Raw genomic sequence first — 23,544 nt, 5'->3', positions numbered from 1 at the left:
GATGAACACGCACGCGGGGTTACAGGCCGAGATCGCGGTGATCGGCGGCAGTGGCTTCTACTCGTTCTTCGCCGACGACGCCGAAGAGATCGAGCTGGACACGCCCTACGGATCACCGAGCGCGCCGATCACCGTCGGGGAGGTGGAAGGACGACGAGTTGCCTTTCTACCTCGACACGGCCGCGCTCACGAATACTCGCCGCACACCCTGCCGTATCGGGCCAACATGTGGGCGCTGCGCATGCTCGGTGTGAGCCGCGTGTTCGCCCCGTGTGCCGTGGGATCGTTGGTGGCCGAATACGGTCCGGGAACCGTCGTGATTCCGGATCAACTCGTCGATCGGACGTCCGGCCGCACCCAGACCTACTTCGACAACGGCGGCATCCACGTCGAATTCGCCGATCCCTACTGCGGGGAGTTACGCAGCGCGGCCGTCCAGGGGTCCGCGGTCGACGGCGGTGTCATGGTGGTCGTCGAGGGTCCCCGGTTCTCCACTCGCGCCGAAAGCCAATGGTTCGCGCGCCAAGGATGGACACTGGTGAACATGACCGGTCACCCCGAGGCCGTCCTGGCCCGCGAGCTCGAACTCTGTTACGCGCCGATAGCGTTGGTGACCGACCTCGACGCCGGGATCGAATCCGGTCAGGGAGTCAAAGCAGTGGACGTGTTCGCCGAATTCCAGAAGAACATCGAACCGCTCAAGGCGCTCGTCCGATCCGCGGTGCGCGACGCACCGACCGGCGAGTGCCCCCACTGCCGGGTGCACGCCGGAGTCACACTGCCGGTCGAGCTGCCATGACTCGCGTACTGCTCACCGGCGCAGCCGGATTCATCGGGGGCCACATCCTCGACGCAGCGCGCGACACCGATCTCGAGATGGTCGCCGTCGACGCCATGTTGGGTTCCGCCCACGGACCCGGCGCGACAGCCGAGGGCATCACCGATCTGGATGTGCGAGACAAGGATTCACTCGTCGAAGCGCTACGCGGTGTGGATGTCGTGTGCCACCAGGCTGCTGTCGTCGGCGCAGGCGTCGACGCCGCGGACGCGCCGGCATACGCCAGCCACAACGACTTCGGAACCGCAGTCCTGCTCGCGGCGATGTACGAGGCAGGGTGTTCCCGCCTGGTACTGGCATCGTCGATGGTGGTCTACGGCGAAGGGCGCTACCTCAATTCCTCCGGCGAGACCGTCGTCCCCCGACCGCGTACCCGAGCCGATCTGGACGCCGGGCTGTTCGACAACCGAGACCCTGCGTCCGGCGAGCCACTCGATTGGCTACTGGTCGAGGAGGATTCACCGCTGCAACCGCGCAGCACCTACGCAGCGAGCAAACTGGCGCAGGAGAACTACGCCTCCGCGTGGGCACTGTCGACCGGTGGTTCCGTCGTCGCGCTGCGCTACCACAACGTGTACGGCCCGCACATGCCGCGCAACACCCCGTATTCCGGTGTGGCGGCAATGTTCCGGTCCTCGCTCGAACTCGGGAAGCCGCCCACGGTCTACGAGGACGGCAAGCAAGCCCGCGATTTCGTCCACGTGCACGACGTGGCAGCAGCGAACATCGCGTCCATCTCCGCCGAACTGGACGGCTTCACCGCGCTCAACGTGTGCTCGGGTCATCCGATCACCATCGGGGAGGTGGCGTCCGTTCTCGCCGACGCGAGGGGTGGACCAGCCCCCGAGGTCACCGGCCAGTACCGAGCCGGGGACGTACGGCACATCGTCGCCAGTCCGCAGTTGGCAGAAGAGGTTCTGGGATTTCGCGCGCAGATCCTGCCGCAGGACGGTCTCACCGCGTTCGCCGATGCACCGTTGCGCGACGCCGAGGGAACGGGCCCACCCCGTGTCTGAGCCCGGATCGGTCACCGTCGTCATTCCCTGCATGAACGAAGCCGAATCGCTTCCGGCAGTGCTGGATTCGATCCCGCCGGGATATCGAACGATCGTCGTGGACAACAACTCGACCGACGCCACCGCCGCGGTGGCAGCCGCCCACGGCGCTGCAGTGGTAGCGGAAACCGTGCCCGGATACGGAGCCGCCGTGCACGCGGGCGTCCTCGCCGCCGACACCGATATCGTCTGTGTGCTCGACGGAGACGGCTCGATGGACCCGCGCGACCTACCCACCCTGGTGGCTGCACTGAACAGCGCAGACCTGGCCGTCGGCCGTCGCCGGCCCGCCAAGGGAAGCTCCCCGCTGCACGCAAAAATCGGCAATGCCGTTCTGTCTCTTCGACTTCGGACCAAGTACAACTTGCCCGTACACGACCTCGGTGCCATCCGAGCGGTCCGCCGACAAGCACTACTCGACCTCGATGTCACCGACCGACGCTCCGGCTACCCGCTGCAGCTACTCGTGCTCGCGGCCGAGGCCGGCTGGACCGTCGTCGAACACGACGTGGACTACCGACCACGAACCGCAGGCACGTCCAAGGTCTCGGGCTCGGTCCGCGGCACCATCGTGGCCGTGCGCGACTTCTGGAAGGTGCTCTCGTGACCGTCACCGCCCTCGTCGTGGCCAAAGCACCCGTTCCAGGACTTGCCAAGACCCGTCTCGCCGCCACGATCGGCGACGCGGCCGCCGCCGAGGTGGCAGCTGCCGCGCTGCTGGACACCCTCGACGCCGTCGCGGCAGCGGACGTCGACCACCGCGTCGTGGCCCTCACCGGCCATCTTCACGACGCGGCCCGCGGCGAGGAACTCACCCGAGCCCTCGCGTCGTTCACCGTGATCCCGCAACGCGGCGACGGATTGGGCGAACGGCTGGCGAATGCGCACGCCGACGCCGCGCCCGCGGGTGCGGTACTTCAGATCGGAATGGACACCCCTCAGGTCACCGGGCGACTGCTCAGCGACGCAGCTGCGTTGCTGGCCGACACCGATCTACTCGGTGCCGCCGAGGACGGCGGTTGGTGGATCCTGGGTCTACGGAATCCTGCTCAGGCCCGGGCATTGCTGGACGTACCGATGTCTGCCCCGTCGACGGGCGACGACACTCGGGTGGCACTGACCGCTGCGGGTGCCGAGGTCACCATGGTGTCGCAATTGCGAGATGTGGATTTCGAGTCCGATCTCGATGTGGTGTCGAATATGTGCACACCGAACAGTCGCTTTCGCCGAGTCGTCGAACAATTACGCAAAACTCATTGATTTTTGTTTTCGAGAAGGACACGAAAAACAATCCGTCGGGTCTCTACATCTGTTGGGGAACAAGAAGCTTCACTTTGTCGCATTTGCCGGACCGCACGCGATGTATATCGAACAGCAACACTTCATAACCACCGTTTCACGGCGATTTCTCAGACATCAGTGCTACAAAGTGTCCATGACCGGGTTGCTGATAGGCGTAGTCGTCTGGATGGTGTGCGCTGCAATAGTCGCCACCGTCCTCGGCCGCGTCGCGCACCGAGGAGATTCCGAGGAACTCGGATCCACCATCGAGTGGAATATCGACGGTCTCGATCGCGAAGTTCAACACGAGAACTGACGGTCTCAGTCGACTCTATCGACCAAGTCGATCAGGATTGCCGACGCTGCGGCCAACGTTTCCCGCTGCCGAGCCGACAACTCGTCCAACTGTTCGGCAAGAGCGATTTCGCGAGACGCCACCTCGTCGCGAGCAGTCGCAACGCCCGCCTCGGTCAACCGCAGCACCACCTGCCTGCCGTCGGTCGGGTGCGGCTCACGGACAATCAGGCCGGCCTCGACCAACTGATGCGACGACCGCGACACCGACGGCGGCTTGATTCGCTCCCGAGAAGCCAGTTCGCCGGTCGTCATCGGACCCTCACGAAGCAACGTCGTGAGAATCGACAACTGAGCCACCGGCAACCGGTCACTCGAATGCCGCAGACGCAGCCTCCGATTCAGCCGCATCGCACTGACGGACAGATCCCGCGCCAGTTGGGAATCGGGTAGATCACTCACGGTGTCCAGATTACGACACGGAGGTGCATTCGCCCGATTCGCGAAACCGGGCTCGAGTCGATTTACCCCACCTATAACAAACCGCTGCTATGGGTCCGAGGTGTTATCGGGGAAACACCATGAAACGGGGCAATTTTGACACGCGTGGGATCCAGAGTCCTGACAGTCGCAGCACTGACGGTGACCGCATCGGTGCTGGTCACAGGACCAACGGCCCTCGCCGCCCCCAACGCGATCAACCCCATCGCCGGTCTCAACGGAACATTCGGATTACCGCAACTGCACGGCCGCGCACAGGCCGTCGCCCAGGTGACCGGAATGTCGAGCCCGAACATGACCCAGAACGTCAACATGATCGGCACCGACCTCGGCATCATGTGGGACAACGGCCGAGGCGAGGTCCTGACCGCCTTCGGCGACACCGCAGGCGTCGGCGTCCCCAACCTCCTGCAAGGCAGCCTCTGGTCCTGGCGCAGCAACGCCATCGTCCGCAGCAACGACCGAAACCTCGCCGACGGCATGAACTTCGACAGCGTCGTCAAGGACGCTGTCGGACAAACCAAAGAAGTCGTCCCCAGCCCCAAGATCCCCTTCGTCGAAATCAGCCGAATCCCCACCGCCGGAGTCGCCGTGGGCGACACCCAGTACCTCAACCTCATGTCGGTCAAGAACTGGGGACCCGCAGGTACCTGGGACACCAACTTCTCCGGCCTCGCCGCCTCGACCGACAACGGAGAGAACTGGGCCGCACTACCCGAGACCCACAGGCCCAGCGCCGGCGGAGATCGAAACTTCCAGCAAAGCGCCTACCTGAAGGACAACGGATACATCTACCAGTACGGCACACCGCCGGGTCGCTCCACACTCGGCCACGTCGCTCGCGTCAGAGAAGCGGACATCACGAGGCTCGGCGAATACGAATATTGGACGGGTAAGGATTGGAAGATGGGCGATCCCGCAGCGGCCGCCCCCATCGTCGACGGCGTCGGCGAACTGTCGGTTGCATACAACGCCGCGGTGGGCCAGTACCTGATGATGACCACCGACAACGCCAATTCCATTGTGCTGCGGCGTTCTTCATCGCCCGTCGGACCGTGGAGCCCGCCCGAGGTACTGGTCGACACTCGCGAGATCAGCTCGATCTACGCCCCGTACATCCACCCGTTCTCGACGGGCCGCGACCTCTACTTCTTGGCGACGGTGTTCCAGAACTACAACGTGCTGTTGCTGCGGGCCACGCTGTAGCAGTTCCCATTAGGCTTCCGGCGTGGACGCTGCCGAATGGGATCGCAAGTACGAACGCCGAGAACTCGTCTACGGCGAGGCTCCGAATGCCACCTTGGTCGAAGTCGCGACGACAATCCCGCGCGGTCGAGCCCTCGATTTGGCAGCCGGCCAAGGCCGCAACGCCATCTGGCTCGCGACGCGCGGCTGGATCGTGGACGCCGTCGACTTCTCGTCGGTGGCATTGACGCGGGCCAGTCGAGTGGCCGAGTCGGCCCCGCGGTCGGTGCGCGAGCGCCTGACCTGGATACACGCCGATGTGACGAAGCTGGCAACCGAGCCCAACTATGACCTGGTGCTCATGTTCTACCTCCATTTGCCTCCGGACGAGCGACGCCGAGCCGTATCGGCTGCGGTGTCGGCGTTGAAACCTGATGGAATCCTCATGATTCTCGGCCATCACTCGTCGAACATCACCGATGGCGTCGGCGGTCCACAGGAGCCCGAGATCCTTTACACACCAGAGGATTTGGTGACAGACATCGGGGACCGACTCACCGTCACCACGGCCGAGAACCGGTATCGAGACGTGACCGGCGGCACAGCGATCGACGCTCTATTACTGGCGAGTAGGTCCGCCCTTGGCAGCGGAACCGATCGGGGGTAATATCCGTTAAGTTACCGACGAGTAGCTAACTTGGGCGGTACTCACGAGACCGCACCACCGACTGGAGAGCGAACGAGCAATGGGCCATTACAAGAGCAACCTCCGGGACCTCGAATTCAATCTCTTCGAGCTGTTCGGACTCGACGAGACCCTCGAGGGCGACAACTTCGGCGACATGGACGGTGAAGTAGCCCGTGACATGCTGCGCGAGGTAGTACGCCTGGCCGAGGGCCCCCTGGCGGAATCCTTCGCGGACGCCGACCGCAACCCCCCGGTCTTCGATCCCGAGACCCACAGCCTGAAGCTGCCCGAATCCTTCAAGAAGTCCTACAAGGCCCTCGCCGACGGTGAGTGGTGGCGCGTCGGCCTCGACGAAGAGGTCGGCGGCATGGCAGCGCCTCGCAACCTCCTGTGGGGCATCAACGAGATGCTCCTCGGCTCGCAGCCCGCCGCCTTCATGTACTCCGCAGGCCCCGGCTTCGCAAACATCTTGTACCACAACGGAACCGACGAGCAGAAGGAATGGGCCAAGGTCGCCGTCGAGCGCCAGTGGGGTGCCACCATGGTCCTCACCGAGCCCGACGCCGGATCCGACGTCGGCGCAGGACGCACCAAGGCGATCAAGCAGGACGACGGCTCCTGGCACATCGAGGGCGTCAAGCGCTTCATCACCTCGGCCGTCTCCGACGACCTCTTCGAGAACATCTTCCACCTCGTGCTCGCGCGCCCCGAAGGTGCCGGACCGGGAACCAAGGGCCTGAGCCTGTTCTTCGTTCCGTCCATCCTCTTCGACTTCGAGAAGGGTGAACTGGGAGAGCGCAACGGTGCCTTCGTCACCGGCGTCGAGCACAAGATGGGCCTCAAGGCCTCCGCCACCTGTGAGCTCACCTTCGGTGGCCACGGCGTCCCCGCCAAGGGCTGGCTCGTCGGCGAGGTCCACAAGGGCATCGCGCAGATGTTCGACGTCATCGAGCACGCTCGAATGATGGTGGGCACCAAGGCAATCGGCACCCTCTCCACCGGCTACCTCAACGCACTCGAGTACGCCAAGGAACGCGTCCAGGGCGCAGACCTGACGCAGATGACCGACAAGACCGCACCGCGCGTCACCATCACGCACCACCCCGACGTGCGCCGCAGCCTCATGATGCAGAAGGCGTACTCCGAGGGCCTGCGCGCGGTGTACCTCTACACCGCCGCACACCAGGACCCGATCACCGCCAAGCAGGTCTCGGACGCCGACGAAGACATCGCCTACCGCGTCAACGACCTGCTGCTGCCCATCGTCAAGGGCGTCGGCTCGGAGATCGCCTACCAGGTGCTCGCCGAATCGCTCCAGACCTTCGGTGGCTCCGGCTTCCTGCAGGACTACCCCGTCGAGCAGTACATCCGCGACGCCAAGATCGACTCACTGTACGAGGGCACCACCGCCATCCAGGCGCAGGACTTCTTCTTCCGCAAGATCGCCCGCGACCGCGGCGTAGCCCTGGCTCACGTTGCCGGACAGATCAAGTCGTTCATCGACAGCGAAGCAGGCAACGGACGCCTCAAGGCCGAGCGCGCACTGCTCGCCACCGCCCTCGAGGACGTCCAGGCCATCGTCACCTCGATGACCCAGCACCTCATGGGCGCACAGGACCAGCCCACCGAGCTGTACAAGGTCGGCCTGGCATCGGTGCGTTTCCTCATGGGCTTCGGCGACCTGCTCATCGGCTGGCTGCTGCTGCGTCAGTCCGAAATCGCCATCGCCGCACTGGACAACGGCGCAGAGGGCAAGGACAAGGCGTTCTACGAGGGCAAGATCGCAGTGGCCTCGTTCTTCGCCAAGAACATCCTGCCGCAGCTCACCGCCACGCGCGCCATCCTCACCAACATCGACAACGACATCATGGAACTGGACGAAGCAGCATTCTGATTCCCTGAAACCTTCGACGGCCGCACCTGTTCACGGGTGCGGCCGTTGTTGTTCGTGCGCCGTCGGTCTCGCCTCGGTTGACGGCCTGCGTAGCGGCGCAAACGCGCGCGCGTTTGTCAGATGCGCGCGAATTCTGCGGAATACTTAGGCGATTTCGCGCGCGTTCGGCAAATGCGCGCGCGTTTGCGACCTAGCCGGGTCCGATGGACTTCACGCGCCACGGTCACCGAACCCGACCCACGTAGACGCTCCCCCGGTAGACGCTTCCCCCTAGCCCCTGGCGACGCTTCCCCCAGCCCCGGCGCAAACGCGCGCGCGTTTGTCAGATGCGCGCGGATTCTGCGGAATACTTAGGCAATTCCGCGCGCGTTCGGCAAATGCGCGCGCGTTTGCTCGTCACTCGATGTAATTCGCACGCTCCCTCGCGGTGGCGGCAAGGCAGCGGCCCGTTCTACAGCTCGGGCAACGCGCGCCACCAACTCTGCTGGATTCGCCAGGTCCGCCCAGGTCCAGCGCACCACCGGATAGCCGAGATCGCGCACCGCGTCCTCCCGTACCTTCTCCCTGAACACCACGTCGCCGGGGTTCTCATCTTGTCGTAAGTACTTGGTGTACTTGGCTTTACCGTCGAACTCGCATACGACGAGGCCATTGACCATCCAATCGATCCGTGCCACCGATCGCCCACTTGGATCCAGGATCTCCACCTGAGACTCGACGTCGAATCCAGCCTCGCGCAATATGATTCGACTCTGCGATTCCCCCGGGTTCTCGCTGCGCCCGTCCATGAGGTTCACGGCTCGTCGCGCCTGCGCCACACCTTTCCAGCCCCGAGCCCGCTGCAACTCCGCGTCGAGCTCACTCTCGTCACAGCACTTCAACGCCACGTCACCTGCGATTACCGCAGACAGCAGCGTCTCGGTTCGAGCAAGGTCGACCACTGTCCGAGCCAGCGAGGTCACCGAGACTCCGTCGACCGTCACGCTCGATAAGGACGGTGCACAGTGCACGGTCACAGTCGTATTCGTACGACCGCCGCCGCGGCGGTGTCGGGTGATGTGAACCTTGCCCAATCCGCCAGTGGGTAAAGGTAATCCGTGCAGTAGTGCAGCCGAACGGTGACTGACGACGTAACCACCGGACAAGATCGGCAAAACCGCATCGATCAACAGTCTGTGCCGCTCCTGTTCTGTCAGCCCGGCCAATCTCGACGACGGAACGTAGACGCCATTCACAAGACGCTCCCAGCCACCCCGCTCATACATTGCGCGCAACTCGTGATCGGCGCTCCCGTCTGCCAGCGCCTCGGAGCGTCGAATCATTCGGTCGTCCTTCATGCTCCGAGTCTCGGCCATGCGTCGACGGAGTCGAGCTCGAAAGCTGACGACTGTGCACAACTCCGGGCTTGTGGATGAATACAGGTACCGGCGTACCAGTTCGCCTAGCTGTCAGTCCCGCAAACGCGCGCGCATTTGTCAGGTGCGCGCAGAATTGTCGACTATTCGGCCACTATTTCGCGCGCGTTCAGCACGTGCGCGCGCGTTTGCGAAGCAGACGGAGCCGAAACAGGCGGACGTGCAAACGAGGACGCACCGAGCGAAGCGCAGCTGCACCACCAGGAGAACCGGCTCGGCAAAGCGTCGCTGGCCGACTTCACGAGACCGACCCGACAAACGCGCGCGCATTTGTCAGGTGCGCGCAGAATTGCCCACGATTGGGCCACTATTTCGCGCGCGTTGAGCAAGTGCGCGCGCGTTTGCGAAAACCGGAGGGCGAACCGAACAGGCCGAAGGTGGGCGGACAGGGCCGAACCGGTGGGCGGGCCGAACAGGCTGAAGGGGGCCGAACCAAGTCGAACAGCGAGACTACTGCTGAAGTTTGCGGAACTTGCTGCCGTGGAAGACGATTGGATTCACTTCACTTTGCACTTCCAGGGAATGGATGCGTAGCAACACTATTGCGTGATCGCCCGCTGGAATTTGTTGCTCGACGGTGGTGTCGAGCCAGGCGGTGGCACCGACGATGAAGGCCGCGCCTCCGTCGGTGACGGTGAGGTCGAGACCGGCGAAGCGGTCACCGGTCTTCGCAGCCAAAGTGCGGACGGCATCGTTGTGTGCTTCCCCGAGCACGCTGACGCCGATGTTCGGCGCAACTTCCAGCTTCGGCCACGTGGTCGACGTGTTCTGGATGCACACCGCTACCAACGGTGGATCGATCGACACCGACACGAAGCTGCTGGCCGCCAAGCCCACCAGGGCACCATCGATTTTCGCAGCGATCGCCACGACGCCACTGGGGAACTGCGCGTACGCCTCACGAAGTGTCTGTTGATCGAGGACGGTGCGTGTGAGCGTCATGGAGGATGCTCCCTTTCGATCGTGCGGTGCCGAGCGCACCTCTACTGTTGCAACCTCGTCGCGGCGGCATTCGTTCCGGGCATACGTCTACATCCAGCAAACACCCGATCGAGCGTCGACGCCACAGTCCGAATCCGCGTGATTCGAAGTGACACGTCGAGCACAGGACGTCACTCGTCGTCGTTCGGGCGCGGGGGATCGTCGGGTTCGGGGGCCGGAGCCGGACGATCGGGCTGGACGCATTTCACGATCGGGATGGGGTCGTACTTCACGGTTCTGGTGTTGCGCGAGATCTCCCTGCCCGACGCGGCGTCGCTGATCACCCGGGTGTCACTGGCGGTGAATCCCGGTCCCCCGCCGGACGCGACGCAGCCGGCACCGGCCGGCAATGTCACGGTATTGGGCGAAGTGGGCCGCGTCCGGGGCCCGGTGATCGATTCGACGTCGACGGTTTTGGTGCCCCACAGCCGGACGGTGACGCTGGACGAATCCGCGAACGACTCGATCACCACGCCGGTGTCGTTGGGGTTGGTGAACTTCAGGTCGATGGCACCTTCGAAGACCGTCGCCTCCCGGGCCTCGGGGTATCGACTGATGTAGTAGCTGTGCTCGGTGTGGTCGGTGTCTTCCATGCCCGCGAAGTACGACGCGTTGTACAGCGTCGTCGCGAATTGGCTGATGCCGCCGCCGACGGCACGATCGGGTCGACCGTTGTCGATGATTCCCGATTCGACGAAGCCCTGAGCGGTCCCGCGCGGACCCGTGTACCCGTTGAGCGAGAACGTCTCCTTCGGCTTGACCAGCGCGCCGTTGACGATCTGCGCGGTGAGACCGATGTTGACGCCCGACGCGTACTCGAAACCTCCGGTCGTGTACTCCGCGACCACCTCTCGCACGCCGAGATTCTCTGCCGCCTCGGTGGTGAGGGCAGGCGGCGCCGGTTCGTAGACGGCCTCGGTCGAGCGCGGACCGTCCGCAGCCAGCAGGGCGGGAAGCTGTTCGAGGGTCTTGTTCCACTCGACCAGCTCACCCATCACCCCGGGAACGACGGTGGGAGCTCCGCCGGAGAACGTGAACGACGCGTCCTTGGGCGGAACTTCGGTGCGGACCAGTTGCGGAGCAAGAATGCCCGTTGCGATACCGGTGTCGTAGATCGGCGTGAGACCGCCCTGCCCGTCCGGGTCGAAGCGCAGCACCTCACCCACACGGTCCACCGGCAACGTTGCATCGACGTTCTGTCGGCCTTCGATGACCACCGGCTCCGAGACCGCGGGCACCGCGACGTTCGACAAAGACTGATCGACCGCCTCCTGCGTCACGGTGACGGGCGTCGATTCGTAGACGACCTCGGTTGCACCCGTCGACCACTCGGTCTGCAGTTTTCGACGCGTCCCGTCGGCGTCGAGTACCCGGCCGGCCAGCGGTTCGACGGCTACCGGAGTGCTGCCTTCGAAGACGACGTCGCCTTCGACGGGCGCACGGTCCGTCTCCGCTCGCAGGCCGTCCACGGCGACCGCGAGTGCCTGCTCGTCGGTGGTCGAGACGACGCCGATCTCCCGGCTTCCGAACAGCGACGTCAGACGCGTGATCGGGTTGATGGGCTGCGTACCCGCGCGATCGAGCGTCGCATTCCAATCGACTCCCAGCCCGGCCGCGGCAGGCAACACCTCGACCTGCCGGTCGTCGATGCCCACCTGAATCGGTTCCTCCGCCCGAGGTCCCAATTCGGCACGCAGTACGGCCTCGGCGTCGGAATGACTCTTGCCGCCTACCTCGATGCCGGCAACGGTCACACCGCGCGGAACCCGATCGCTGGAGGCAATCCAGTCCGCCGCGTACAGCAACCCGAGGACGGCAACCACCGCGCCGGTACCGATGGCAATCTTCTTCCACGGTGGTGTGGACCCGGATCCGTCGTGCTCCGTGGGACCGCTTTCGGGGGGAGTAGCGGGAGGTTCGGCCGGTGGTCGAGGTTGCCCGGCGTCAGAAGGGGACGGTAGAACGACGGGCTGCGCCACCGTCGGTGATTCGTCTGCCACCGGCGCGGGCTGCGCGTCCGTGACGGGTGCAGCAGACTCGCCCTTGCCGAGCGGGTCGACGTCCGGATCACCGGCGGTATCGAGGTCGGCGACCGGCTCGGATTGCTGCCCGACCTCGGCGGTGGCATCGGCTTCGGTTCCCTCGGCCTGCGTCAGCTCGGCATCGTTCCCGTCGGCTTCGTTCGCATCGGATTCCGCGGCCTCGGATTCCGTGGCGTCCTGGCCGTCGGATAACGGCTGGTCTGCATGCTTCGGCGCTTCGGCGTCGTCCTGGATGGCCCCGAACACCTCGGTCGGCGTGTCGTACGGCGGTACGTCGGGGCGGGGCTCGGCACCCTTCGGCGCGTCACCCGACCTACTGTTGCCCTCGCTCACATTCGACCCTTCCAGGACCGTCGATTCATATTCCGGCCTGTTGCGCGGCGTACCCCGCGGACGAGCTTACGCAAACCGCACAGCACCGCTCGTTCCGAGACCCTCGCATGCGCATTACGCAAAAAGGCCCCGCACTGCTGCCGGGTCGGGGGTCAGGCAGCAGTACGGAGCCACACGGAATATATGCAGACTTCAACCACTCGTTACAGCGAGTTCGGAATTGCCACCGTCATTTCATTCGATTGAATGAACCGTGGGCCGTCGAACCGTCCTCCTGCTCGACGGCCCGCGCCCAATGTCCTGTCCTGACCAGCGCAAGAGTGAGCAGAAGCCGGTCGCGTGCATCGGTCAGATCACGCCCGGTCAACTCCTCGATTCGACGCACCCTGTAGATGACGGTGTTGCGATGGCAGTACAGCGCCTTCGCAGCGTTGGTGGGCGAACCGTCCGAAGCGAGCATGTGCGCCAACGTGTCGAGCAACGTTTCTCGGTGCGGCTCCGGATGCGTGAACAGGGCACCGAGCGCATGGCGAACCAACAGTTCCGACGACTGATCGTCGGCGGCCATGATAACCCTCGGCAATCGGTCCGTCGCCAACGCGACGCCACTGTCTTCGGTGATGGTCTCGGCCGTCAGCGCCGCCAGGCGATACGCCGCCGCGAACGACGCCACGCCCTCGGGCGAATGCGCGACACCCACCGGACCGACCGCACGCGCGGCAAGGGCGTCGATGACCGATCTCCACGATCCGGTCCCGAGGGCAACCAGCGCGAATTGGTGCCCGTCCCGAGTGTTCCAGTGCGACACTGCGCCGATCTGGTCCATCGCATCCTCGGGCGCGGGGAGCGGAGGCGACCCCTGATCGTCGAGCGGACCGACCACGCAGGCGATCTGTTGTGAGGCCGAAAGGCCGAGGGTCGCGCGGGCTTCGATCACGAAAGCCGGATCGCCGCCTCGGCCCGACCGGAGACCGTCGAGAATCACCAGCACATTGGCGAGATCACGCTGCTGCATACGCGCGCTCTCCTGGCGGTACGCCTCGACGAGAGTTTCGTACTGACTGTCCAGCGCTCTCCACAACTGCTGGCCGGCGACGAGGAGTAGATGTTCGTCGATCACGGATCTGCATTGTTCACGCTCGAGCATCAGCTCTTCCCACAGCGTCCGACTCCCGAGCGTGTACGCCTTCAGCACCAACTCCATCGGAATGCCTTGGCGCGCACGCTCTCTCCCGGTGCGACGCCATACCTCTCTGGCGTTGTCGCCCGCGGCCGCAAGCCCGGACAGCGTGCGTAGGCCCTGGCTGATGTGCGCGCGGGTGCTGCGACGAATTTCGCCCGCGATGTCAGGAGTGGAGCTCGCCAGGTACGCGGGTTCCTGCTCTATCAGCGCCAGCGTGATCGAGTCGGCAATCGCATCCGCCCGCGGCAACAGCGCAGCCCAGGCACCGCGAATCTTCTCCTGGTCGGCGGGCTTCACTGCGCCGCGCGCAGCGGAACGCAACGACGAGCGGCGCACTGCAGGAGAAGCCATCCGCTCATTTTTGCGCACAGAGCCCACATCACAGGGTGATTTGACCGTTACTGGTGCCCAGACACCCAAACATTCTGTGCGGAGCGCCCATACCGCGCGTTGTGCTGCACGCCCCATAGTGGAGCCAACAGATTGTGAGGTGCATCACTTGAATTCTCTCGACACGATGAATCCGGTCCTCACCATGACGGACGTCGACGTGTCCTTCGGCGGCATCGTCGCGCTCTCCGGAGTGACCATCGAGGTACGACCCGGCGAAGTCCTCGGCGTCATCGGACCCAATGGGGCAGGCAAAACCACACTCTTCAACGTCGCGTGCGGTCTCGTTCGACCCCAATCGGGAACCCTCGGCCGACACGGCGAAACCTTGAGCCGCCTGCGCCCACACGACCTGCCCCGGCTCGGCATGAGCCGAACGCTGCAGGGACTGGGACTGTTCGATCGAATGACCGTGCTGGACAACGTCATGGTCGGGGCCGACCGAACGGCACGCACCGGAATCCTCAGCGGCCTCCTGGGCCTTCCCTCGAGCGCGGCCGACGACGCGGCGGTCCGCTCGACCGCGATGAACACCCTGGAACGACTGCGCATCGACGGTTACGCGCACCGGCTGCCACCGAGCCTGCCCTACGCGGTGCGCAAACGCGTGGCCCTCGCGCGCGCACTGGTGAGCGAACCGTCGTTGATCCTGCTCGACGAACCAGCCTCGGGCCTGTCCAACGACGAAATGAGCGAACTCGGTGACGAAATCCGCTCTCTCACATCAGCAAACAAGGATTCCCAGCCGGACCGACCGGCAACATCGGTCATGCTCGTCGAACACCACATGGACCTCGTCATGACCGTGTGCGACCGGATCTACGTCCTCGACTTCGGCAAGGTCATCGCCCAGGGCACACCGGATCGGATTCGGGAGGATCCGGCCGTACTGGCCGCATATCTCGGAAACGAGGTGGCACATGACAACTGACGCGACACACCTGAAAATCACCGACCTCACCGTGCACTACGGGCCGGTCACCGCCCTCGATTCGGTGTCGATGACCGTCACCGCGGGCACGATCACCGCCGTACTCGGAGCGAACGGTGCCGGAAAGACCACGCTGCTGCGCACTGTCTCCGGACTCCTGAAACCGACGTCAGGACGTATCGAGCTCGCCGGCGTCGACATCGTCGGCATACCTCCGGATCGCATGTCCCGCAAAGGGCTTGCACACGTGCCCGAAGGACGGGGCGTGATAGCCGAATTGACCGTCGACGAGAATCTTCGCCTCGGCGCGTTGGGACGCAACAGAAGTCACGACGCCGTGACCCTCGATCGGATCTACGACATGTTCCCGCCGCTGACCGGACGCCGAACCTCGTCGGCGCACACGCTGTCGGGCGGAGAACGGCAGATGTTGGTGATCGGTCGAGCGCTGATGGCAACGCCGTCGGTTCTTCTCCTCGACGAACCGTCGCTCGGGTTGGCGCCGAAAGTCGCCGCTCAGATCTTCGAAACGCTGCGCGCACTGGTCGATTCAGAATCGATGACCGTCGTGCTCGTCGAACAGAACGCGCGCAGTGCACTGTCCATCGCCGAACACGCCGTCGTCCTCGATCTGGGCAAGGTCGCGGTGGAAGGCCCGGCCGACACCTTGGCCGGGGACGATGCCCTCCGACACGCCTATCTCGGGTTCTAGAGCAAGCCGAAAGGACGCCAGCCACAGTGCAACAACTGCTCACCATCCTCATCAACGGCGTGACGACAGGCATGGTCTATGCCGCGTTCGCCCTCGCTCTCGTCCTCATCTGGCGATCGACCCGCATCGTCAACTTCGCCCAGGCACCGATGGCCATGATCACCACGTACGTCGCATTGGTCGTCATCGACGCCGGTTACTCGTACTGGTTGGGCTTCGGAGTCGCGCTGCTCAGCGGACTGCTGTTGGGAGCGTTGATCGAACGACTCGTCATTCGGTTCGTCGACAGCTCCTCGCACATCAACCCGGTGATTCTGACGCTCGGGTTGTTCATCATCATCCACGCGGTTGCGGCCATCATCTTCGGGAACCAATTTCGTTCGTTCCCAGCACCGTTCGGTCTCACCGGCCAGAAGGTCGGGGAGATCAACGTGGCCCTGACCGGATACGACGTGTTCAAGATCGTCGCCGTTCTCGTGGTCCTGGGCTTGCTGATTCTGCTGTTCCGGTTCACCGATCTGGGACTGAAGATGCGCGCCAGCGCATTCGAGCAGGAGGTGGCCAAGCTGCTCGGAGTCCGGGTGAGTCGAATGCTCACGCTCGGTTGGGCTTTGGCCGCAGTCGTCGGATCGCTGGCCGGGCTGCTCATTGCCGGTGGCTCGCTGGTGCACCCCGGGTACATGGACTCGATCGTCGTCTTCGGTTTCGTCGCAGCCGTTCTCGGCGGTCTCGACAGCCCGGCAGGCGCAGTGGTCGGAGGCCTGCTGATGGGAGTCGGGCTCAGTTTCGTCAGCGGCTACCTCGGCCAGGACCTCGTGTCGAGCGCGGCGTTGATCATTCTGATCGTCGTTCTCCTCGTCCGCCCGAGCGGGTTGTTCGCCAGCGCAGCAGCCAGGAGGGTATGACGTGAACGCAACTCTCACTCGAATCACGGCCACCCCGGTACGACGCCACTTCCTCTGCGCTGTCATCGGACTCGTCGTCATCGTGCTGGCGCTCGAATCACTGAGCACCTTCCGTCAGAGTCAGCTGACGTCGGTCGCGTACCTGGCGATCGCAGCCGGCGGATTGACCGTGCTGACCGGCCTGAGCGGGCAGCTCTCACTCGGGCACGGTGCGTTCATGGCCGTCGGTGCGTACACCGCGGCATTGATGCTGCGGGCCAACGATTCCGGATGGTCGGTGCCCCTCGTACTGCTGGCCGCCACCGTGATCTCTGCCCTGGTGGGCGTGGTCGTGGGAGTGGCCGCCGCCCGACTGCACGGCCCGTACCTGGCCGGTGCGACGCTGGCGCTCGCCGTCGCCGTACCGGGACTGGCCCTGTACTTCTCGGACTACCTCGGCGGTGAACAGGGTCTCGTCGTCCCGGCCCCGAAAGTGCCGGACCTGATCGACGACATGATGTTCTTCGTCACCGGAAACGAGCTCAGCGGAACCAAATTCGTCGCCTACGTCAGCTGGGTGCTGCTCGTCGTCGTGTTCTTCCTGTTGGCGAACGTCTCGTCGAGCCGGATCGGCCGTCGCTGGCGGGCCGTTCGGGACGACGAAGTAGCCGCCGAGCTGTCCGGGATCGATCTCGGGCGGGCACGCATCCTGGCGTTCGTCGTCAGCGCCGCATGCGCGGGTGCCGGAGGTGCCGTCCTCGCGATGTCGGCGCGGATCGCGGCCCCGAGCGGGTTCACTCTGACGCTCTCCCTGACATTGCTCTCCGCCGTCGTCATCGGCGGGCTCGGCACTCTGTCCGGGGCACTGATCGGAGCGCTGCTGCTCACCTACATCCCACCGGTGGTCACCAACCTCGGACTCGATCTGGAGCTGAGCAGTCTGCAATCCGCCGAACTCGCACCACTGGTGACCGGCATCTTCACCGTCCTGGTCATCCTGTTCGCCCCACTGGGTCTGGTGGGCACGTTTCGAAGGTTGCGTTCAACCAGAAAAGAGATGAAATGAAGAAGTTCGGATCGGTGGCGGTCAGAACGACCGCACTCGTCGCCGTCGTCTCGTTGGCCGCAGCGTGCGGTGCAGGCGGTAGAGACGAGGCAACAGAATCCTCGGAAGGCTCGACGATCGGCATCACCGACACCTCGGTGAAGATCGGAGCCCACTTCCCCCTGACCGGGGTCGCAGCACCCGGATACAGCGAAATACCCACGGGCGCAAAGGCTTACTTCGACTACGTCAATGCCGCGGGCGGCGTCAACGGCAGGCAGATCGAGTACGTCGTTCGTGACGACTCCTACGATCCGACGACCACCACCCAGGTCGTCAACGAACTCGTCCTCCAGGACGAAGTGTTCGCCGTCGTCGGTGGACTCGGCACGGCGACGCACAGCGCAGTCATCGACTTCCTGAACGAGGAGGGTGTGCCGGATCTCTTCGTCTCCTCCGGCGCGATCATGTGGGGCAACGACCCGGAGAAGTACCCGAATACCTTCGGCTGGCAGCCCGACTACCAGGTCGAGGGCAAGATCATCGGCGACTGGGTGACGAAGAACCGGCCCGACGCCAAGGTCGGGCTGTTCCTCCAGGACGACGATCTCGGCAGGGACAGCGAAGCCGCGGTACGCCAATACCTGGACGACCAGATCGTCGAGGTCGTGCGCTATACCTCCGGTAACACCGATGTCGCACCACAGATCGCCGCCCTGCAGGGTGCCGGAGCCGACCTCGTGCTCGGCTTCAACGTCCCGTCGTACACCGCACTGAGCCAACTGACCGCGATGCGGCTCAACTACGATCCCGAGTGGTTCTACAGTTCGATCGGCTCCGACGTCGACCTGGTCGGTTCTCTGCTCGGACGCTTCTCCCAGGGCGCGGTCACCAACGGTGCCCAGTCCCTCGAAGGCATGATTTCGCTCGAATACATCCCCGGCGTCGACTCCCCCGAGAATCCGTGGACGCAACTGTGGCAGAAGGTCTGGGCTCAGAACGGAACAGGTGACCCACTGACCAACTACCGCATCTACGGACTCAGCCAGGCCTACGCGTTCGTGCAGGCTCTTCAGGCGGCAGGCGAGAATCCCACTCGTGAGGGCATCGTCTCTGCGATCCAGGACGGCGGAATGGACTTCCAGGGCCCGCAGCTCGCCCCGTTCCGATACTCCGACGAAAGCCACCTCGGAATCTCCGGAGCCAGTGTCTTCCAGATCCGCGGAGGTGTACCCGAGTACCTGACTCCGGTGCTGCAGACCGACATCGGAGACTCGGCAGTGGAGGAATACACCGGGGACGAATCGACTCCGCCGGAAAGCGGTATACCCGGCTGATCGGATACGAAAAGGCACGCAGAGCGAGCTCTGCGTGCCTTTTCGACGTTGTGATCAGCAGATCCGAAAACCCCTCGTTTGCCGGATCCGCCGACCCTGTGACCCCCAGATCGTGTCCCCGTATCGGGGAGCAGCCGTAGCTGCGGTGATCAGCGCTCGATGATGGCGGTGACGCCCTGGCCACCGGCCGCGCAGATCGAGATCAGGCCGCGGCCCGAACCCTTTTCGGCCAGCATCTTCGCCAGCGATGCGACGATGCGTCCACCGGTTGCGGCGAACGGGTGGCCCGCGGCGAGCGAGGATCCGTTGACGTTGAGCTTGCTGCGGTCGATGGAACCGAGCGCACCGTCGAGTCCCAGACGCTCCTTGCAGTACGCGTCGCTCTCGAACGCCTGCAGCGTCGCGAGCACCACCGAAGCGAACGCCTCGTGGATCTCGTAGTAGTCGAAGTCCTGCAACGTCAGACCGTTGCGGGCGAGCAGACGCGGAATCGCGTACGTCGGGGCCATCAGCAGGCCGTCCTTGAACGATCCGTTGCCGTGGATGTAATCGACGGCGGCGGTCTCGGAATCGACGAGGTGCGCCAGCACCGGCAGGTTGCGCTCGGCAGCCCATTCGTCGCTCGACAGCAGCGCAGCCGACGCGCCGTCGGTCAGCGGAGTCGAGTTGCCGGCCGTCATGGTGGCGTCGCCCAGCTTGGTTCCGAAGACCGGCTTGAGAGTAGCCAGCTTCTCGACGGTCGATCCCGGACGCAGGTTGTCGTCGCGGGTCAGGCCGAGGAACGGCGTCACCAGGTCGTCGAAGAATCCGCGGTCGTATGCGGCCGCCATGTTGTGGTGGCTCGCTGCGGCCAGTTCGTCCTGGTCCTCGCGGCGGATACCGAATTCCTTCGCGGTGATGGCGGCGTGATCACCCATCGACAGGCCGGTACGCGGCTCACCGTTGCGGGGGATCTCGATGCCGAGCATGCCGGGACGGACGTTGCCGAGAAGCTTGAGGCGAGCGGTGGTGCTCTTCGCCCGGTTGAGCGAGAGCAGGAACTCGCGCAGTTCGTCGTTGACGCCGATCGGAGCGTCGGACGTCGTGTCCACGCCGCCGCCGATACCGGCGTCGATCCGGCCCGAGGCGATGGCGTCGCCGACGGCGATGATCGACTGCAGACCGGTACCGCAGGCCTGCTGGATATCGAATGCCGGGGTGTACGGGCTCAGCGCGCTGCCGAGCACGACCTCACGGGTGAGGTTGAAGTCCCGCGAATGCTTGAGCACGGCACCGGCTGCGACGAGACCGAGACGCTCGCCCTGCAGACCGAAACGGGCGACGAGACCGTCGATGGTGGCGGTGAGCATGTCCTGGTTGGACGCCAGCGCGTACTTCTTGTCCGAACGCGCGAACGGAATGCGGTTGCCACCGACGATTGCGACCGGTCGTAGCTGCTTGCTTGTCACTGACGTCTCCAAACATCGTCCCCAGCATGTGGGGAATGGCCCTGGTGGAGTTTCATCTTACTGGCGAGTAAGTTGGTTGTCGACACCCGGTCGTGCGCCTCGCCCTCAGAGCGAGCAGCGCTGAATGAAAGGTACGACAGTGGCAGCCTCCAAGGGAGCCCCAGATCTCTACTCAACGTTCCTCGCGTCCGCGCCGGGAGCCTTCATCGCCAAGCAGGCCGGCCTGCCGCAGCCCGAGAAGCTGCGCCGCTACAAGGCAGGCGAGCCGCCACTGGCCGGACCGGTCCTGATCGGCGGCAACGGCCGCCTCGTCGAGCCGCTGCGTGAGCTGCTCTCGGACTACCCGCAGTCGCAGCCGCACGACGACAAGCACGGCGGATTGGTGTTCGACGCCACCGGCATCGGTAACGTCGCCGAGCTCGAGCAGCTCTTCGAGTTCTTCCAGCCGGTCATCCGCAACCTGGCACCCTCGGCTCGCGTCGTCGTCATCGGCACCACCCCCGAAGAAACGTCGAGCGTCGACGAGCACATCGCGCAGCGCGCCCTCGAAGGCTTCACCCGCAGCGTGGGCAAAGAGGTCAAGCGCGGCGCGACGGCTCAGCTCGTCTACATCTCCCCCAACGCGTCGACCGGACTCTCCGGCCTCGAATCCACCCTGCGCTTCCTGCTGTCGGCCAAGTCCGCCTTCGTCGACGGCCAGGTCATCGTCGTCGGCGACGCCGACTCGCAGGCGCCGGCCTCGTGGGACAAGCCGCTCGCCGGCAAGGTCGCCGTCGTCACCGGCGCTGCCCGCGGCATCGGTGCCACCATCGCCGAGGTTCTCGCCCGTGACGGAGCCACCGTCATCGCTGCGGACATTCCCGCAGCGGGAGAAGCACTCTCGCAGACGGCCAACAAGGTCGGCGGTACCTCGCTGGCCCTCGACGTCACCTCGCCCGACGCCGGCCAGGTCCTCTCGAAGCACCTGCTCGAGCGCCACGGCGGTGCCGACATCATCGTGCACAACGCCGGCATCACCCGCGACAAGACCCTCGCGAACATGGACGACGCCCGCTGGAACTCCGTCATCGGCGTCAATCTTGCTGCGCCGCAGCGTATTACCGACGAGCTGGTGGCATCCGGCGCACTCAAGGAGGGTGGCCGCGTCGTCGACGTCTCCTCCATCGCCGGTATCGCGGGCAACCGCGGCCAGACCAATTACGGCACCTCCAAGGCCGGCGTCATCGGCCTGGTGCATGCATCCGCACCGGTGCTCGCGAAGAAGAACATCACCATCAACGCGGTTGCTCCCGGCTTCATCGAAACCGCGATGACGGCGGCCATCCCGTTCGCCACCCGCGAGGCCGGACGGCGCATGAGCTCGCTGCTGCAGGGCGGCGAGACCGTCGACGTCGCGGAGTTGGTCTCCTACTTCGCTTCTCCCGCATCCAACGCCGTCACCGGGCAGGTCGTGCGCGTGTGCGGCCAGAGCCTCCTCGGCGCATGAGCACCGTCACGCTCACCGAGCAGCCGAAGACATCGCAGATCTACACCTCGGCTGCACTGGGTGCCTTGCCCTTCCTCGGATCCAAGTCGAAGACGGTGCCCAGCACCGTGTTCGAGCTCAAGGGCCTGCGAGTGGACCAGGACAACCTGGCCGGCTACTGCCGCGCGACGGGGCTGCGATTCGGCGATCAGCTCCCGATCACCTACCCGTTCACGCTGGTGTTCCCGACAGTCATGAAACTGATGGTGTCCAAGGGCTTTCCGTTCGCCGCCATCGGTTCGGTGCACGCCGAGAACGTCATCGAGCAGTTCCGCGGCATCTCGGCATCGGAGCCGCTGGACATCCGAGTGCACGCGGAGAATCTGCGCGAGCACCGCAAGGGCTTGCTGGTCGACCTGATCAGCGAGGTCAAGGTGGGACGCGAACTGGTCTGGAAGCAGACCTCGAGCTTCCTGAGCCTGCAGAAGACCTCGCTCTCGGGTGGACCCCGTGAAACACCGCCTGCAGACGAGGTGCCGCCGCCCCCGACCCGCACCCTGCGCGTCGATCAGCGGATCATCAGCCGGTACGCGGCCATCTCGGGAGACCGCAACCCGATCCACGTATCCTCGCTCGGTGCAAAGGCTTTCGGCTTCCCGAAGACCATCGCTCACGGAATGTGGAGTGCTGCAGCGGTACTGCAGACGGTCGAAGGTCGTATCCCGGAGGCCGTGAAGTACAGCATCCGATTCGGCAAGCCGATCCTCCTGCCCGCGACGATCAACGCTTACGCCGATGCCGTCGGCACCGGCTGGGACCTGTCACTGAAGAACCCGAAGAAGGGCTACCCGCATCTGACGGGAACCCTGCGCTGAGTTAGCTCGAACTCGAAGTTATGGACGGATTTCCTCGGATTTCCGTCCACAACTTCGAGTTCGGCTGTGTAGGTGGCGGCAGGAGTGGAGCCTGCGGAACGACCCGGGCGGCCAGCTAGGTAGTGGCAGTTTTCTTGCCGGCGAGTCCGCGCCACGCCAGATTTTCCAGGAGGTCCGCTGCCGCGTCGACCTCGATTTCTCCGCCTGCCACGCGGTCGGCCACAGCCTCACCGGCCCCGACCAGCGCCACGGCCATCAGCCCGAAGTTCTGTGACTGTTCCGGGTCTCGGGTACTCATCGCCAGCAAGCCGGCCGTCAGCTCGATCAACCGGTCTCGGCTGCTCTGCACCTGCGAGGCAAAAGCCTGCTGACCGATCGCCTGGCGGTAGAGCACCATCCACGACTTCCGGTTCTCGCCGACGAAGCCGAGGAAACCGACCAGCGCGCGGCGCAGTTGTTCGCGCGGCGTCAGGGTCGGGTCTGCAGCGGGCGTCAGGGCCTCGACGAACTTGAGGCCCTCACGATGGATGCACGCCGCGAACAGCTCGTCCTTCGAGCCGTAGTACAGATAGAGCATCGGCTTGGAGATGGCCGCCTTCTTGGCGATCGAATCCATCGATGTCTCGTGAAACCCGTTGTCGGAGAACACATCCACTGCCGCGTCGAGCATCTGCTGCTCGCGGACGGCGCGGGGCAGTCTCTTGGTGCCGCCAGCCATGGATCCTCCAATACGTACGAAGCACTAGACGTTACTCCACAGTAAGGTC

Annotated in this window: 22 protein-coding genes; 15 read left to right on the top strand and 7 right to left on the bottom strand. The window is 64.6% G+C overall.

Translation table 11 applies throughout. The features are described from left to right. Window position 1 precedes the first annotated feature (1 nt). The 5 genes from CH285_RS08100 (at window position 2) to CH285_RS27825 (ending at window position 3,490) form a co-directional block, all read left to right on the top strand. Window positions 2–799 (top strand): S-methyl-5'-thioadenosine phosphorylase, encoded by a 798-nt coding sequence (locus tag CH285_RS08100; protein ID WP_094622571.1) that lies wholly within the window; start codon window positions 2–4, stop codon window positions 797–799. After that, window positions 796–1,854, top strand: a complete 1,059-nt coding sequence (locus tag CH285_RS08095; RefSeq protein ID WP_094643576.1) for an NAD-dependent epimerase/dehydratase family protein — start codon at window positions 796–798, stop codon at window positions 1,852–1,854. Before CH285_RS08100 ends, CH285_RS08095 begins: the two co-directional genes overlap by 4 nt. Then, window positions 1,847–2,500 (top strand): glycosyltransferase family 2 protein, encoded by a 654-nt coding sequence (locus tag CH285_RS08090; protein WP_167328660.1) that lies wholly within the window; start codon window positions 1,847–1,849, stop codon window positions 2,498–2,500. Before CH285_RS08095 ends, CH285_RS08090 begins: the two co-directional genes overlap by 8 nt. Further along, entirely contained in the window at window positions 2,497–3,153 is a 657-nt protein-coding gene (locus CH285_RS08085) for a TIGR04282 family arsenosugar biosynthesis glycosyltransferase (protein ID WP_032374823.1), read from the top strand. The genes CH285_RS08090 and CH285_RS08085 overlap by 4 nt, the downstream gene beginning before the upstream one ends. A gap of 175 nt (window positions 3,154–3,328) precedes the next feature. Next, window positions 3,329–3,490, top strand: coding sequence for a hypothetical protein (locus tag CH285_RS27825; protein WP_167328661.1), 162 nt, complete (start codon window positions 3,329–3,331; stop codon window positions 3,488–3,490). A 5-nt stretch (window positions 3,491–3,495) separates the two neighbouring features. Here the strand turns inward: CH285_RS27825 and CH285_RS08080 are convergent, their stop codons facing one another. Continuing rightward, on the bottom strand, window positions 3,496–3,930 hold the full coding sequence (locus CH285_RS08080; protein WP_094643578.1) for a MarR family winged helix-turn-helix transcriptional regulator: 435 nt from the start codon (window positions 3,928–3,930) through the stop codon (window positions 3,496–3,498). Between the two features lie 144 nt (window positions 3,931–4,074). On the opposite strand from CH285_RS08080, the gene CH285_RS08075 reads away from it, so the two are divergent. From CH285_RS08075 to CH285_RS08065, 3 genes are all read left to right on the top strand, one after another. After that, complete coding sequence (locus CH285_RS08075) at window positions 4,075–5,175, top strand: DUF4185 domain-containing protein (protein WP_255032224.1); 1,101 nt, start codon at window positions 4,075–4,077, stop codon at window positions 5,173–5,175. A gap of 22 nt (window positions 5,176–5,197) precedes the next feature. Further along, window positions 5,198–5,821: a class I SAM-dependent methyltransferase gene (locus tag CH285_RS08070; protein ID WP_094643580.1), complete on the top strand. Its 624-nt coding sequence runs from the start codon at window positions 5,198–5,200 to the stop codon at window positions 5,819–5,821. A gap of 79 nt (window positions 5,822–5,900) precedes the next feature. Continuing rightward, window positions 5,901–7,736 carry an acyl-CoA dehydrogenase gene (locus tag CH285_RS08065; RefSeq protein ID WP_027495393.1) on the top strand — a complete coding sequence of 612 codons (1,836 nt, stop codon included), beginning with the start codon at window positions 5,901–5,903 and terminating at the stop codon, window positions 7,734–7,736. Window positions 7,737–8,086: 350 nt separating this feature from the next. Here CH285_RS08065 and CH285_RS08060 read toward each other — a convergent pair whose 3' ends face one another. The 4 genes from CH285_RS08060 to CH285_RS08045 form a co-directional block, all read right to left on the bottom strand. Beyond that, window positions 8,087–9,073, bottom strand: coding sequence for a hypothetical protein (locus CH285_RS08060; RefSeq protein ID WP_141214954.1), 987 nt, complete (start codon window positions 9,071–9,073; stop codon window positions 8,087–8,089). Window positions 9,074–9,601: 528 nt separating this feature from the next. Next, complete coding sequence (locus CH285_RS08055) at window positions 9,602–10,093, bottom strand: flavin reductase family protein (protein WP_032369483.1); 492 nt, start codon at window positions 10,091–10,093, stop codon at window positions 9,602–9,604. Between the two features lie 170 nt (window positions 10,094–10,263). Then, window positions 10,264–12,507: a VanW family protein gene (locus CH285_RS08050; protein WP_094643582.1), complete on the bottom strand. Its 2,244-nt coding sequence runs from the start codon at window positions 12,505–12,507 to the stop codon at window positions 10,264–10,266. A gap of 229 nt (window positions 12,508–12,736) precedes the next feature. Continuing rightward, window positions 12,737–14,041 (bottom strand): PucR family transcriptional regulator, encoded by a 1,305-nt coding sequence (locus tag CH285_RS08045; protein ID WP_303396238.1) that lies wholly within the window; start codon window positions 14,039–14,041, stop codon window positions 12,737–12,739. A 184-nt stretch (window positions 14,042–14,225) separates the two neighbouring features. Between CH285_RS08045 and CH285_RS08040 the strand changes: the two genes are divergently transcribed. Genes CH285_RS08040 through CH285_RS08020 form a run of 5 tightly spaced genes read left to right on the top strand, consistent with a single transcriptional unit; the run spans window position 14,226 to window position 18,989 of the window. Further along, window positions 14,226–15,011 carry an ABC transporter ATP-binding protein gene (locus tag CH285_RS08040; RefSeq protein WP_052073988.1) on the top strand — a complete coding sequence of 262 codons (786 nt, stop codon included), beginning with the start codon at window positions 14,226–14,228 and terminating at the stop codon, window positions 15,009–15,011. Then, window positions 15,001–15,723, top strand: coding sequence for an ABC transporter ATP-binding protein (locus CH285_RS08035; protein WP_027495389.1), 723 nt, complete (start codon window positions 15,001–15,003; stop codon window positions 15,721–15,723). The genes CH285_RS08040 and CH285_RS08035 overlap by 11 nt, the downstream gene beginning before the upstream one ends. A gap of 26 nt (window positions 15,724–15,749) precedes the next feature. Next, window positions 15,750–16,628, top strand: coding sequence for a branched-chain amino acid ABC transporter permease (locus tag CH285_RS08030; protein ID WP_032374817.1), 879 nt, complete (start codon window positions 15,750–15,752; stop codon window positions 16,626–16,628). Between the two features lies 1 nt (window position 16,629). Further along, window positions 16,630–17,673: a branched-chain amino acid ABC transporter permease gene (locus CH285_RS08025; protein ID WP_094643583.1), complete on the top strand. Its 1,044-nt coding sequence runs from the start codon at window positions 16,630–16,632 to the stop codon at window positions 17,671–17,673. Continuing rightward, window positions 17,670–18,989 (top strand): ABC transporter substrate-binding protein, encoded by a 1,320-nt coding sequence (locus tag CH285_RS08020; RefSeq protein WP_027495386.1) that lies wholly within the window; start codon window positions 17,670–17,672, stop codon window positions 18,987–18,989. Before CH285_RS08025 ends, CH285_RS08020 begins: the two co-directional genes overlap by 4 nt. 149 nt (window positions 18,990–19,138) lie before the next feature. On the opposite strand, the gene CH285_RS08015 is transcribed toward CH285_RS08020, so the two are convergent. Further along, complete coding sequence (locus CH285_RS08015; protein WP_032374814.1) at window positions 19,139–20,437, bottom strand: acetyl-CoA C-acetyltransferase; 1,299 nt, start codon at window positions 20,435–20,437, stop codon at window positions 19,139–19,141. Between the two features lie 139 nt (window positions 20,438–20,576). Between CH285_RS08015 and CH285_RS08010 the strand changes: the two genes are divergently transcribed. Both CH285_RS08010 and CH285_RS08005 read left to right on the top strand, forming a co-directional pair. Further along, the gene (locus CH285_RS08010) at window positions 20,577–21,923 is read left to right on the top strand and encodes a 3-oxoacyl-ACP reductase (RefSeq protein WP_094643584.1); all 1,347 of its coding nucleotides are present in this window, start codon (window positions 20,577–20,579) and stop codon (window positions 21,921–21,923) included. Then, entirely contained in the window at window positions 21,920–22,777 is an 858-nt protein-coding gene (locus tag CH285_RS08005) for a MaoC/PaaZ C-terminal domain-containing protein (protein ID WP_032367093.1), read from the top strand. Before CH285_RS08010 ends, CH285_RS08005 begins: the two co-directional genes overlap by 4 nt. 115 nt (window positions 22,778–22,892) lie before the next feature. On the opposite strand, the gene CH285_RS08000 is transcribed toward CH285_RS08005, so the two are convergent. Beyond that, window positions 22,893–23,495: a TetR/AcrR family transcriptional regulator gene (locus tag CH285_RS08000; RefSeq protein WP_027495382.1), complete on the bottom strand. Its 603-nt coding sequence runs from the start codon at window positions 23,493–23,495 to the stop codon at window positions 22,893–22,895. Window positions 23,496–23,544 lie beyond the last annotated feature (49 nt).

Origin of the sequence: Rhodococcus sp. 05-2256-B1 (assembly GCF_002258465.1) — a bacterium.
GTDB lineage: Bacteria > Actinomycetota > Actinomycetes > Mycobacteriales > Mycobacteriaceae > Rhodococcoides > Rhodococcoides fascians.
Note: the sequence above shows the minus strand (reverse complement) of the source record. Positions and strands in the feature narration are given on the sequence as shown.

What these genes read in the sequence shown, in the direction of transcription:
- CH285_RS08035 (WP_027495389.1), top strand. Translation starts at nt 15,001, where the DNA reads ATGACAACTGACGCGACACACCTGAAAATCACCGACCTCACCGTGCAC.
- CH285_RS08005 (WP_032367093.1), top strand. Translation starts at nt 21,920, where the DNA reads ATGAGCACCGTCACGCTCACCGAGCAGCCGAAGACATCGCAGATCTAC.
- CH285_RS08055 (WP_032369483.1), bottom strand. Translation starts at nt 10,093, where the DNA reads ATGACGCTCACACGCACCGTCCTCGATCAACAGACACTTCGTGAGGCG.
- CH285_RS27825 (WP_167328661.1), top strand. Translation starts at nt 3,329, where the DNA reads ATGACCGGGTTGCTGATAGGCGTAGTCGTCTGGATGGTGTGCGCTGCA.
- CH285_RS08095 (WP_094643576.1), top strand. Translation starts at nt 796, where the DNA reads ATGACTCGCGTACTGCTCACCGGCGCAGCCGGATTCATCGGGGGCCAC.
- CH285_RS08040 (WP_052073988.1), top strand. Translation starts at nt 14,226, where the DNA reads ATGACGGACGTCGACGTGTCCTTCGGCGGCATCGTCGCGCTCTCCGGA.
- CH285_RS08060 (WP_141214954.1), bottom strand. Translation starts at nt 9,073, where the DNA reads ATGAAGGACGACCGAATGATTCGACGCTCCGAGGCGCTGGCAGACGGG.
- CH285_RS08100 (WP_094622571.1), top strand. Translation starts at nt 2, where the DNA reads ATGAACACGCACGCGGGGTTACAGGCCGAGATCGCGGTGATCGGCGGC.
- CH285_RS08045 (WP_303396238.1), bottom strand. Translation starts at nt 14,041, where the DNA reads ATGGCTTCTCCTGCAGTGCGCCGCTCGTCGTTGCGTTCCGCTGCGCGC.
- CH285_RS08065 (WP_027495393.1), top strand. Translation starts at nt 5,901, where the DNA reads ATGGGCCATTACAAGAGCAACCTCCGGGACCTCGAATTCAATCTCTTC.
- CH285_RS08020 (WP_027495386.1), top strand. Translation starts at nt 17,670, where the DNA reads ATGAAGAAGTTCGGATCGGTGGCGGTCAGAACGACCGCACTCGTCGCC.
- CH285_RS08000 (WP_027495382.1), bottom strand. Translation starts at nt 23,495, where the DNA reads ATGGCTGGCGGCACCAAGAGACTGCCCCGCGCCGTCCGCGAGCAGCAG.